Here is an 11,727-nt window from a genome sequence, read left to right on the forward strand (position 1 = left end):
CTCCTACGGAGCCGGCACCGCGAGCACCGGCCGGTCGGCCAGGTGCAGCAGCTTGTGCGGCGTCGAGCCGATGATCGCGCCCTTGATCGGGTGGTCGCCGTAGCTGCCGATCACGATCATGCGCGCGTCGTGCGCGGCCGCCAGCTCCAGCAGCGCGTCGACCGGCCGCCTGTCGATCACCGCCAGCTCCGCCTCGACGCCCTCCGCCTCCGCCCGCGCGAACGCGTGCCGCGTGACGCGCTCGCCCAGCTCGCGCACCGCGTCGCGCGCGGCGCCCAGCTCCTCGCCCATCCGCCCCGGCGGCTCGTAGCCGAACGCGATCACGAGCTTGTCGCCGAGATCGCGCGCCAGCTCGATCGCCACGCGCAGCGCGGCGCGCGCGCCCTCGGAGTCGTCGAACCCGACGATCAGCACCCGCTCGGCCATCAGCTCCTCCCCGCTCCCGCGGTGTCCTCCTCCAACGTGACGTGGCCGGCCGCGACCGCCGGGTCGACCGCCTCGAACCCTCTGCGGCCGAAGAAGTCGGCGTGGCCGCCGAAGCGCCACACGAGCATCAGCACGAAGCCGAGCAGCAGGAAGCCGATCCCGATCACCGTCGGGAGCCCGATCCCGAAGACGGCGGAGCCGGAGTACGACGTCTCCGGGTCGGCGTAGTCGATCGTCGCCTTCACCCACAGGAAGCCGAGGACGACCGCGCCGATCAGCGGCGCGACGCCGATGAACAGCAGGTTGCGGACCGACTTGCGCAGCTCGTGGCGGTAGTGGATCACGCACGCGATCCCCGTCAGCGCGTAGTAGAAGGCGATCATCAGCGCCAGTGCGGTGAGCGTGTCGAAGAGGAAGTTCTCCGAGAAGGCGCTCACGCCGACGTACCAGACCGTCGCCACGACGCCGATCAGGATCGTCGAGACGTGCGGCGTGTAGAAGCGCGGGTGGATCTTCCCGAGCACGGCCGGCATCGCGTCCGCGCGCGCCATCGAGAGCGTCGTGCGCGACGCCGGCAGGATCGTCGTCTGCGTCGAGGCGAGCGCCGAGGTGAGGATCGCGAGCACGACGAGCTTGTCGAGCGGCGAGCCGAGCACGCTGCTCGCGAGCGTCGAGAAGATCCCCTCGTCGTCGGCGAACTGCTCCAGCAGCCCGGGGCCGGCGTAGGCGACGACCGCGACCGTCGTGACGATGTAGGTGACGAGCAGGACGAGCGTGCTGATCACGCCGGCGAGGCCGGGGGCGCTCGTCGAGTCCTCCGTCTCCTCGGTCAGGTTGACCGCCGACTCCCAGCCCCAGTAGATGAAGACGCCGGTCAGCATCCCCACGGTCAGGATGGAGAACGAGTCGATCGCGAACGGCGACAGCCACGACAGCGACGGGTCGACCGAGGTGGCGGGCGCGTCGCCGGTGTAGACCTTCACGAGCGCGACGACGGCGAACAGCAGCAGGCCGATCACCTGCCCGAAGATGAGCACGCGCTGGAGCAGCGCCGACGCCTCGGTGCCGACGACGCAGACCCACGTCATCAGCGCGATCAGGAAGACGGCGAACGCGATCACGCCCCATTTCGACTCGGCCGCCGCGTCCCAGCCGATCAGCAGGAACGTGTAGCGCGCCGCGATGTCCGCCAGCGAGCCGACGACGAGCACGCCCGTCATCGTGATCGCCCAGCCGCCCATCCAGCCGACGTACGGGCCGAGCGTGCGCGTGACCCACGAGAACGTCGTGCCGCAGTCGGGGTCGGCGCGGTTCATGTAGTAGAACGCCGCCGCGATGAAGAACATCGGGACGAACGACGCGATCAGAACGGCCGGCGCCTGGACGCCGGCGTCGAGCACGATCAGGCCGATCACGGCGGCGAGCGAGTAGGCCGGCGCCGTCGAGGCGATCCCGATCACGAGCGCGTCGACGAAGCCGATCGCGTTCTGCTTCAACCCCTTGGAGCCGGTGGCGGGCGCCCCGGCCGTGCTGCTCTCCATGGCGTCTCCCGGTCGCTGGGCGCGAGCCTACCCCACGCGCCTGGCAGACTCTCGGATCCCGGTCCTGATCCCACCCACCGTCACGCGAGGAGACCCATGAGCGAGCAGCAGCCGAACCCACGACCGGAGACGCAGGCGCTTCACGCAGGGCAGGAGCCGGACCCGACGACGAACGCGCGCGCGGTCCCGATCTACCAGACGACCTCGTACGTCTTCGACGACGCCCAGCACGCGCAGGATCTGTTCGCGCTCGCCGTGCCGGGCAACATCTACACGCGCATCATGAACCCGACGTGGAGCGTGCTCGAGGAGCGCGTCGCCGCGCTGGAGGGCGGTGTCGCGGCGCTCGCGCTCGCCTCCGGGCAGGCGGCGGTGACGTACTCGGTCCTCAACATCGCGCGCGCGGGCGACAACATCGTCGCCCACTCGACGCTCTACGGCGGCACGTACAACCTGTTCGCGCACACGCTGCCGCAGTACGGCGTCGAGGTCCGCTTCGTCGACCCCGACGACGTCGGCGCGCTCGACGCGCTCGTCGACGACAAGACGAAGCTCGTCTTCACCGAGACGATCGGCAACCCGCGCCTCAACGTCGTCGACATCAGAGCGTGGGCCGACGCCGCGCACGCGCACGGGCTCCCGCTCGTCGTCGACAACACCGTCCCGACGCCGATCCTCACCCGCGCCTTCGACCTCGGCGCCGACATCGCCGTCCACTCGGCGACGAAGTTCATCGGTGGCCACGGCACGACGATCGGCGGCCTGATCGTCGACTCCGGCAGATTCGACTGGGTCGCCAACGCCGAGCGCTTCCCGGGCCTGACGAAGCCCGACCCGTCCTACCACGGCGTCGTCTGGTCCGACGCGCTCGGTCCGGCGGCGTACGTCGGCCGCGCGCGCACGGTGCTGCTGCGCAACATGGGCGCGGCGCTGTCGCCGTTCAACGCGTTCCTGCTGCTGCAGGGGATCGAGACGCTGCCGCTGCGGATGGAGCGTCACTCGTCCAACGCGCTCGCGGTCGCCAAGCACCTGGAGGGCCACACGGGCGTCTCGTGGGTCAACTACCCGGGCCTGGAGAGCAGCCCGTACAACGCGGTCGCCAAGCGCGTGCTCAGCGGCGGCGAGGGCGCGCTCGTGACGTTCGGGATCGAGGGCGGCCGGGACGCCGGCCGCGCGTTCATCGACGCGCTCGGGCTGTTCTCGCATCTCGCCAACATCGGCGACGCGAAGTCGCTCGCGATCCACCCGGCGACGACGACGCACTCGCAGCTCGACGAGGCGGAGCTGGACTCGGCCGGTGTGCCGCAGGACCTCGTGCGGCTGTCGGTCGGCATCGAGCACATCGACGACATCGTCGGCGACCTCGACCAGGCGCTGGCGAAGGCGCGCCAGGCGACGCCTGCATGAGCGACGGCGTCGGCCGCGTCGAGACCCGTTCGAGGGTCCTGTTCGACGAGGAGCGCCCGCTCGTGCTCGAGTCGGGCGCTCGTCTGACGCACGTCGAGGTCGCCTACGAGACGTACGGCGAGCTCGACGCGGCCGGCGCCAACGCCGTCTTCGTCTGCCATGCGCTGTCGGGTGACGCGCATGCCGCGGGCTACCACGACGGCGACCGCCGGCCGGGCTGGTGGGACAACATCGTCGGACCAGGGCGGCCGCTCGACACCGACCGGCTGTTCGTCGTCTGCGCGAACGTGCTCGGCGGCTGCAAGGGGACGACGGGGCCCGGCTCGCTCGATCCCGCGACGGGCAGACCGTACGGCTTGCGCTTCCCGCAGCTGGCCGTGCGCGACCTCGTGCAGGTCCACCGCGCGCTGCTGCGGTCGCTCGGCGTCAGCAGGCTGCGCGCCGCGATCGGCGGCTCGCTCGGCGGGATGCAGGTGCTGCAGTGGTCGCTCGACCACCCGGGCGAGATCGGCGGTGCGGTGATCGTCGCCGCCTCCGCGCGGCTCTCGGCGCAGAACATCGCCTTCTCGGCGGTCGCGCGCGAGGCGATCATGCGCGACCCCGACTTCGCCGGCGGCGACTACTACGCGGCGGATGCCGGTCCCGCGCGGCCTCGGCCCGACCGCGGGCTCGCGCTCGCGCGCATGATCGGCCACATCACGTACCTGTCAGAGGAGTCGATGCGGCAGAAGTTCGGCCGGCGGATCCAGGACGCGGTCGAGCCGCGCTACGGCTTCGACGTCGACTTCGAGGTGGAGTCGTACCTCGCGCACCAGGGGCAGTCGTTCGTCGAGCGCTTCGATGCGAACACCTACCTCTACATGACGCGCGTGATGGACTACTTCGATCCGTTCACCGATCCGGCCTACGTCCAGCGGCAGGTCGCGGCTGCGGGCGCCGGCGGTGGCGCCGGCCCGGCGGGGACGCGCTACCTCGTGCTGTCGTTCGACTCCGACTGGCGCTTCTCGACCGAGCACGCGCGCGAGATCGCGACCGAGCTGCGCGGCGCCGGCGCGCCGGTCACGTTCCGCGAGATCAGCGCGCCGCACGGGCACGACTCGTTCCTCTTCCCGATCCCCGAGTACCACCGCACGGTTGGCGGCTTCCTGGACGCGCTCGCCGGCGAGGCGGTGGCGAGCTGATGCGCCCGGACCTCGACGTCGTCGCGGCGCTCGTCGGTCGCGGCCTGCGCGTGCTCGACCTCGGCTGCGGCGACGGCGCGCTGCTGGAGGAGCTGATCGCGCGGCGCGGCTGCAGCGGCCTCGGCGTCGAGCGTGACGACGAGGGCTTCCACGCCTGCGTCGCACGCGGCGTACCCGTCTCGCACGGCGACCTCGAGGACGAGCTGGCGCGGACCGAGACCGGGTCATTCGACTGCGCCGTGCTGTCGCTCACGCTGCAGGCGACGAGCCGGCCGTTGGAGGTGCTGAGGGAGATGCGCCGGGTCGCCCCGCGCCGCGTCGTCTCGCTGCCGAACTTCGGTCACTGGCGCCTGCGCGCCGCGCTCGCCCGCAGCGGCCGGATGCCGGTCAGCCCGTCACTGCCCTACTCGTGGCACGACACGCCGAACATCCACCTCTGCACCCTGCGCGACTTCGAGTCGTCCGTCGGCGAGATCGGCATGCGGATCGCGCGCCGCGTCCTGCTCGACGCCTCCGGCTCGCCCGCCTCGCGCCTGACGCGCCTCGACCCCAACGCGCTGGCGGTGCGGGCGGTCTACGTGCTCGAGGGGTGAGTGGGGCGCCTAGACTCTTCCCATGGCGCTGCAACGGGGGATAGACGGCGACGGGCCGTTTCGCGGCGAGCGCGTCTCGCGCGTGGGGGCTGAGGAGGAGCGGCGGGCGACACGCTCCTCGCGCCTCGGCGAGGGCACGCTCGCCTGCCCGCGCTGCGACGCTCCCGTCGCGCTCGCCGGCGCGCCCGTCTCGCCGGCCGATCGGCTCGGCTGTCCCTACTGCGGCCATGACGCCGCGGTGCGCGACTTCCTCTCGCTGGCGGCGCCGTCACGCCCGAACCGCGTCGTCGTGCGGGTCGTCCTGCGCGGCACGCGTGCGCGGCGTCCCTGAGCGGGCAACCGAGCTTGCTGCCCCGGCGCGCCGGCGCGCCAGCACGCACAAGCCCTCCGGCAGGTGTTAGGGTTACCTAACTCATGCACGTCCGGCTCCGCAGCTCGCACCCGTGATCTCGCTCGACACGCTCGGCGACGAGCACGTCCACGTCAGCCTCCAGGGCGAGGAGGCGATCGCGCTCGCGATCACCAGCCCGGAGTTCGGCCGCATCGGCCACGTCCGCCTCGACCGCGAACAGGCGATACAGCTCGTGAGCGCGCTGACCGGCCTCGTGCTCGACCACGGCGGCGGCCCGCAGCCGTCGATCGACGCCGCGACCTGAATCGCGCCGCGTGTGACGCACGCGCGGCGCGGGCGTAGATTCAGCATGAGCCCCCATCGTCGTCCCCGCGCCGCCTCCACGTCTCTCGCCGCCGCCCTCGCGGTCGCTGCCCTCTTCGCGGCAGCTGCGGCACTCGCGCTCGCCACCACGCCGGCGTCCGCGCCCGCGGCAACGCCTCCCGGCCCCGACGGCAAGCCCGACGCCCGGATCCTCGACGGCACCGCGCAGCGCAACCTCGACGCCGCCCGCGAGCGCTGGCACGCGCTCGGCGCGACGTCGTACCGGATGCGCGTGCGCGTCCAGTGCTTCTGCCCACGGGAGATCACCAGACCGCGCACCCTCGCAGTCCGCCGCGGCAAGCCGGTCGCCCCCGTGCCGGAGCACCTGCGTCCCTATGCCACCGTCTCGCGCCTCTTCGCCCGCGTCCAGGAGGCGATCGACGCGAGAGTCGCCGCCCTCACCGCCGAGTACACCGCCACCGGCGTCCCCCGCACGATCTTCGTCGACCGCAGCTTCATGATCGCCGACGAGGAGCGCGGCGTCGGGGTGGATCGGTTCAGCCGATGATCCCGACGCGGATCCCCAGCCACGGGTAGGTGACGGTGAAGAGCGCGTTGTCCTGCGGCTGGAGGCCCACGGCCGAGAGCCACAGCTGGTAGGCGGGAGCGTTCGCGATGCCGCCGTGCAGTCGGCGCCACACGCGGCCCTTGTCGGTTCCGAGCGGCGACGGCGTGATCGTGTCGGTCCACTCGACGACGTTGCCGCCCTGATCGAGCGTGCCCCACGGCGAGGTGGTCCGCGCCTGGCCGACGGTGCCGACCGAGCCCTGGTAGGCCTTCGCGTAGGTGGAGGCGTCCAGCCCGAGCGGGTTGACGTTCGCGCAGTTGCTGGCCGGTTGGACCTGGGCGGGGCACCAGGTCGGGGCGGGCTTGCCGGATGCGTGGTACGTCGCGAGCGGTTGCGTCGAGGCGTTGGTCACGTCGCCCGTCGCGGCTCTGAGCGTCGTCGGGCTGGGCGCCGTGGCGGTGCCGTCGCCGAAGGTTCCGGCGTTGGTCGGGTACTTCCAGTACGACATCGTTCCGCCGCCGCTGGGGTCGTAGTAGGCGGCCTTGGTCCACTCGTCCTGGCTGGGGACGACGAAGCCCGTTCTCTTGGTCCGGGTGGTCTTCGGGCGGCGCATGTCGTACATCCCACGCTCGGTCTGCGGCGAGAGCCGCACGCTGCGGAGGGTGACCGCGAAGCTGCCTGCGCGGATCGTGCGTCTGGAGATCACGCGGCCGTTGTCGAGCGAGTTCGCGAACCGCGCGGCGCGCAGGAAGTTGGCGAAGCCGTAGGGCTTGTCGACCCATGCGGGATACGCGACGGAGTAGTGGCGACCGCGGGCGGCACGCGACGACATGTCGATCTGCCCGTACTTCGGCCAGGCCGACGAGCTCTCGGTCGGGTCATAGAGGCCGTGCCGGTCGCGCCCACTCGGATCGACGGTGTTCAGGAACGCCACCCACTGCCCGACGGTGACCTCCAGCCGGCCGATCGCGTAGCGGTAGCCGACGTCGCCGAGCGTCTGGCAGCCCGCTCTCGTCTGCGGCGCGTCCGCGCACGACTGGTAGATCGCGTCGGTGAAGGGAACGATCGCCACGGAGGGGTTCGCCGGAGCCCCGACGTCGACCGTTGCGACGGTCACGATCGCCCGTCGGTTCGCCGCGCTGGCCCCAGGGGCTGCGATCAGTGGGATGAGGGCCGACACGAGCGCGACGAGCAGCAGCGCAGGGAGGGCCGAGGATGCTGGGTGGTGAGCCGAGTTCTTGATCACACCGACAGGAGTCGGCGCTGTCGCACCAAAACTTGAAGCATCAGCTGATGTGCTGACATCGTGCGGCTCTCGGCGCGGGTACCCGGCTCGTACCCGCGCGGTACCCGTGACGCCGGCTGGCGTCCGCTGTACGGTGTGAGCATGGCTTCCGGCGACAAGGTCAATCTCGCGCTCGACGCCGAGATGGTCGAGCGCGCGTCAGCAGCTGGGCGAGCCTGCGGATGGGCTGGATGATGCGGCCGTCGTCGAGCGCGCGCTGAACGCCTACCTTCTGCGTCGTCTGATCGACTCGACGCGGGCCGGCTGAGATCTGACGGCCCAGGAGGCCGAGCGGATCGCCTACGAGGAGTTGCACGCCTCGCGCCGTGAGCGGCGCGACGCTGCGTGATCCGGGTCGTCGACCGTCTGCGCCGACCCCACGCCGACGCCGGGTGTCACCCGCGATCCGGCGGACGACTACCTCGTCGCGCTTGCGCGGGCGCAGCAGGTCGACGCGATCGTCAGCGGGCACCGGGACCTGATCGACGCAGGGATCGAGCGTCCACCGGTTCAGCGGCCCGCCGAGTTCGTCGGGCAGCTATCGCCGCCGTAGGCCGGACGCAAATACAGTGCGTTGACCGTGTGCTGGGACGGCCACGCGCCGCCGCAGCACCGGTCGCCCACCACGACTTCGAAACGCCGGAAGCCCCGCCGCAGCGGGGCTTCCGGTTCAGTGGAGGCGGGGGGAATCGAACCCCCAACTCCGCCTTGCAAAGGCGGCGTGTTCCCGTTAGCACTACGCCCCCGGGACAGTGAACTCTAGCCGGGCGGGCGCGTCAGAGGACGCTGAGCGCCTGCAGCAGCGAGACGCCGAGGACGCCGACGAGGGCGATCGCCGTCGTCCAGGCGATCGCGGAGGCTGTGAGTCGGAGATCGAGGCCGGTGCGGTGGGCGACGAGCACGGTGTTGACGCCTGCCGGCGCCGCCGCGAGCAGGGCGTAGACGGGCGGCAGGTCGATCACCAGCGCTGAGATGCCGATCAGCAGCAGCGGCATCACCGCCATCCGCAGCACGACGGCGACGGCGACCGGGCGCGTGAGGGGCGGCGGGACGCGCAGCGTGCCGTCCTCCGCCTCGTCCGCGAGCGTTATCCCCACCACGATGAACCCCAGCGGCAGGAGCGCGAACACGGCCAGCCTCGACGGCGTCACCAGCACCTCCGGCGCCCACGCCTCGGGCACCGCGAGCGCGATCAGCATCACGTAGCCGACAGGGTTGCGCAGCAGCGTGCCGACCACGTGGCCGCCCATCCGCCATCGATCGCCCCGTCGTCCCTCGCCCGCCGTGCCGAACAGCGCCCCGACCGTGAAGCTGCCGAGCGCGAACGCCGGCGCCGACACGAGCACGTCGTACGCGACTGCCTGTGCGAACGCTCTCTGCGAGAACAGCGCCGCCGCCAGCGGCAGGCTGAAGAAGCCGGTGTTCGCCTGGATCACGCAGACGATCGCGGCGCCGGTCGCCGGTCGGTCGAGACCGAGCGGCCCGCGCGCGAGCAGCCACATCAGCACGCCCGTCCCGGCGAGCGCGCAGATCGCGAGCACGAGGCCGAACCCGACGTCCGCCGTCAGGTGCAGGCGCGCGATGTTCACGTACGCCACGAACGGCATCAGCACCCACAGCATCGTCTGGACGAGCGCGTGCCGGATCCTGTGCGCGACGCCCGGCGCGGTGCGCCGCTCCAGCAGCACGCCCGCCGCGACGGCGAGCACGACCGTGCCGACGATCGCGATCACGCAGGCGGGCGATCGGCGAGACGCGGCATCGCGCCCGATCCTCGCAGGAACGCTGCGCTGCCGGCGTCTCGCCGCGCGGGAGTACGCTGACGGAATCGTGGTCCGCTCGACCTCATCGCTGCTGATGCGCGACACTCGCCCGCCGCTGTGGGCCGGCGTCGTCGCGGGCGCGGCGGCGGTCGCCTTCACGACGCTGGCGATCTACCCGCTGCGCGAGATCGTCCCTGCCGTCTCGACCGGCGTGATCTACCTGTTGGCGGTGCTGCTCGTCGCGAGCTGGTTCGGTCTCTGGGTCGGGCTCGGGACGGCGGTCGCGAGCGCGCTCGCGTTCAACTGGTTCCACATCCCGCCGACCGGGCGCTTCACCGTCTCCGACCCGCAGAACTGGGTAGCGCTGGCGGTCTTCCTCGTCGCGGCGGCGATCGCCTCGACGCTCGCCGAGATCGCGCGCGCCCGTACACGGGAGGCCGAGCTGCGGCGCCGCGAGGCCGACCTCGCCGCGGACCTCGCCCGCCTGCTGCTCGGCGGCAGCGACATGCGCTCCGCTCTCAGACCCGCCGCCGACCGCCTCGCCCGCGCGCTCGCGCTGCCGGGTGCGACGATCGAGCTGGGCGACGGCGACGGTGACGGCGGCGACGCCGACGGGGCGATCCCGCTGCTCGCCCAGGGCGAGCGGATCGGAACGCTGCGGCTCGACGCCCCCGCGACCGACGAGGCACTCGGCCGCGTCGTGCCCGGGCTGGAGGCGATCCTCGGTGTCGCGCTCGAACGCGAGGCGCTTCAGCAGGACATCGTCGAGACGCAGGCGCTGCGCCGCACCGACGTCATCAAGACCTCGCTGCTGCGCGCCGTCTCGCACGACCTGCGCTCGCCGCTGACGGCGATCGCCACCGCCGGCGAGGCGCTCACTTCGCCCAACCTCACCGACGCCGAGCGCGCCGAGCTGGCCGCCGCCGTCACCGGCGAGTCGCAGCGGCTCTCGCGCCTCGTCGACAAGCTGCTCGACCTCTCCCGCCTGCAGGGCGGCGCGGCCGACCCACGCCGCGAGTGGTGCTCGGTCGAGGAGGTCCTGCGCGTCGCGATCGACGAGACGCCGCACCCCGCCGGCTTCAACGTCGGCATCGACCGCGACCTCCCGCTCGTCCGCGCCGACGCCGTTCAGCTCGAGCGCGCCTTCGCCAACCTGCTGGAGAACGCCGCTCGCTACGGCGGCGACCATCCGGTCGCGGTCCGCGCGCGCGTCGTCGGCCACCGCCTGCTGATCCGCATCGTCGATCGCGGGCCCGGCATCCACGGCCGCGAGCTGGAGCGGATCTTCGAGCCGTTTCACCGCGCGCCGGAGACGCGCAACGACGGCCACGTCGGCTCCGGCCTCGGCCTCGCCGTCGTGCGTGGCTTCATCGAGGCCAACGACGGCCGCGTCTGGGCCGAGTCACTGCCCGGGCAGGGGACCACGTTCGTCGTCGAGCTGCCGGTCGAAGAGGTCCGCGAGCCGGTCGTGGAGGGGGTGGGATGAGCGGTCGGGTCCTGGTCGTCGACGACGAGCTGCAGATCCTCCGCGCGCTGAAGGTGATCCTGCGCGACGCCGGCTACGAGCCGGTCGCCGTCGCGACCGCCGAGGAGGCACTCGACGCCGCCGCGACGCGGCCGCCCGACGCCGCGATCGTCGACCTCGTCCTCCCCGACGGCGACGGGATCGAGGTCTGCAAGCAGCTGCGCGCGTGGAGCGAGATGCCGATCCTCGTCCTCTCCGCGATCGGCGAGGAGGAGCAGAAGGTGCGGGCGCTGGAGGCCGGCGCCGACGACTACGTCACCAAGCCGTTCGGCGCGCGCGAGCTGGTCGCTCGCCTCGCGGCCGCGCTGCGGCGCGCCGGCCGCACCGCCGACGAGCCGACGATCGCGGTCGACGGGCTCGAGCTGGACCTCGCCCGGCGCGTCGTGCGGCGGGAGGGCGAGGAGGTCCACCTGACGCCGATCGAGTACGACCTGCTGCGCGTGCTCGCCCGCAACCGCGGCCGGCTGATGACCCACCGCGCGCTGCTGACCGAGGTCTGGGGTCCCGCCTACGGCGAGGACATCCGCACGCTGCGCACGCACATCGCGAACCTGCGCCACAAGATCGAGCCGGCCGGCAGACCGCGCTTCATCCGCACCGATCCCGGCGTCGGCTACCGCTTCGCGGGCTGAGCGAAACCACCTTCACAACATCTTGATGCCGGCCGTCTGAATCTTGATCCGGCCTGGGCGGGGCCGCCCCCACAGTGATGGCATGGACTTGATCGCCATCGCACTCGCGGTTCTCTTCTTCGCCGCGATGCTCGCCCTCATCGAAGGACTG

General features: G+C 72.1%; 12 protein-coding genes and 1 tRNA gene. 8 read left to right on the forward strand and 5 right to left on the reverse strand.

Features of this window, described 5'->3' with window-relative positions:
* Window positions 1–3 precede the first annotated feature (3 nt).
* Together CWOE_RS03540 and CWOE_RS03545 are read right to left on the reverse strand one after the other, a co-directional pair.
* Window positions 4–426 (reverse strand): universal stress protein, encoded by a 423-nt coding sequence (locus CWOE_RS03540; RefSeq protein WP_012932195.1) that lies wholly within the window; start codon window positions 424–426, stop codon window positions 4–6.
* Window positions 426–1,967 carry an APC family permease gene (locus tag CWOE_RS03545; protein ID WP_012932196.1) on the reverse strand — a complete coding sequence of 514 codons (1,542 nt, stop codon included), beginning with the start codon at window positions 1,965–1,967 and terminating at the stop codon, window positions 426–428. The genes CWOE_RS03540 and CWOE_RS03545 overlap by 1 nt, the downstream gene beginning before the upstream one ends.
* A 96-nt stretch (window positions 1,968–2,063) precedes the next feature.
* Here CWOE_RS03545 and CWOE_RS03550 point away from each other — a divergent pair, with 96 nt between their 5' ends.
* The 6 genes from CWOE_RS03550 (at window position 2,064) to CWOE_RS03575 (ending at window position 6,371) form a co-directional block, all read left to right on the forward strand.
* Window positions 2,064–3,374 carry an O-acetylhomoserine aminocarboxypropyltransferase/cysteine synthase family protein gene (locus CWOE_RS03550; RefSeq protein WP_012932197.1) on the forward strand — a complete coding sequence of 437 codons (1,311 nt, stop codon included), beginning with the start codon at window positions 2,064–2,066 and terminating at the stop codon, window positions 3,372–3,374.
* Window positions 3,371–4,555, forward strand: a complete 1,185-nt coding sequence (gene metX / locus CWOE_RS03555; RefSeq protein ID WP_012932198.1) for a homoserine O-acetyltransferase MetX — start codon at window positions 3,371–3,373, stop codon at window positions 4,553–4,555. Before CWOE_RS03550 ends, metX begins: the two co-directional genes overlap by 4 nt.
* A complete protein-coding gene (gene metW, locus CWOE_RS03560) occupies window positions 4,555–5,148 on the forward strand; it encodes a methionine biosynthesis protein MetW (protein ID WP_012932199.1) in 594 nt (197 codons plus the stop codon). The genes metX and metW overlap by 1 nt, the downstream gene beginning before the upstream one ends.
* A 22-nt stretch (window positions 5,149–5,170) precedes the next feature.
* Complete coding sequence (locus tag CWOE_RS03565) at window positions 5,171–5,479, forward strand: hypothetical protein (protein WP_012932200.1); 309 nt, start codon at window positions 5,171–5,173, stop codon at window positions 5,477–5,479.
* A gap of 112 nt (window positions 5,480–5,591) precedes the next feature.
* Window positions 5,592–5,804: a hypothetical protein gene (locus CWOE_RS03570; RefSeq protein WP_012932201.1), complete on the forward strand. Its 213-nt coding sequence runs from the start codon at window positions 5,592–5,594 to the stop codon at window positions 5,802–5,804.
* 45 nt (window positions 5,805–5,849) lie between these two features.
* Window positions 5,850–6,371: a DUF6174 domain-containing protein gene (locus CWOE_RS03575; protein ID WP_012932202.1), complete on the forward strand. Its 522-nt coding sequence runs from the start codon at window positions 5,850–5,852 to the stop codon at window positions 6,369–6,371.
* Here CWOE_RS03575 and CWOE_RS03580 read toward each other — a convergent pair.
* The 3 genes from CWOE_RS03580 to CWOE_RS03590 all read right to left on the reverse strand — a co-directional run bounded on the left by CWOE_RS03580 (window position 6,361) and on the right by CWOE_RS03590 (window position 9,389).
* Window positions 6,361–7,488, reverse strand: coding sequence for a hypothetical protein (locus CWOE_RS03580; protein ID WP_012932203.1), 1,128 nt, complete (start codon window positions 7,486–7,488; stop codon window positions 6,361–6,363). The genes CWOE_RS03575 and CWOE_RS03580 overlap by 11 nt on opposite strands.
* 842 nt (window positions 7,489–8,330) lie before the next feature.
* Window positions 8,331–8,402, reverse strand: a tRNA-Ala gene (locus CWOE_RS03585).
* A gap of 30 nt (window positions 8,403–8,432) precedes the next feature.
* Window positions 8,433–9,389 carry an AEC family transporter gene (locus CWOE_RS03590; protein WP_012932204.1) on the reverse strand — a complete coding sequence of 319 codons (957 nt, stop codon included), beginning with the start codon at window positions 9,387–9,389 and terminating at the stop codon, window positions 8,433–8,435.
* Between the two features lie 97 nt (window positions 9,390–9,486).
* Between CWOE_RS03590 and CWOE_RS03595 the strand changes: the two genes are divergently transcribed.
* Both CWOE_RS03595 and CWOE_RS03600 read left to right on the forward strand, forming a co-directional pair.
* Entirely contained in the window at window positions 9,487–10,905 is a 1,419-nt protein-coding gene (locus CWOE_RS03595; RefSeq protein ID WP_041730070.1) for a sensor histidine kinase, read from the forward strand.
* On the forward strand, window positions 10,902–11,576 hold the full coding sequence (locus CWOE_RS03600) for a response regulator transcription factor (protein ID WP_012932206.1): 675 nt from the start codon (window positions 10,902–10,904) through the stop codon (window positions 11,574–11,576). The genes CWOE_RS03595 and CWOE_RS03600 overlap by 4 nt, the downstream gene beginning before the upstream one ends.
* The last annotated feature ends 151 nt before the right edge of the window (window positions 11,577–11,727 follow it).

The sequence above is a fragment of the Conexibacter woesei DSM 14684 genome, from assembly GCF_000025265.1.
Lineage (GTDB): Bacteria > Actinomycetota > Thermoleophilia > Solirubrobacterales > Solirubrobacteraceae > Conexibacter > Conexibacter woesei.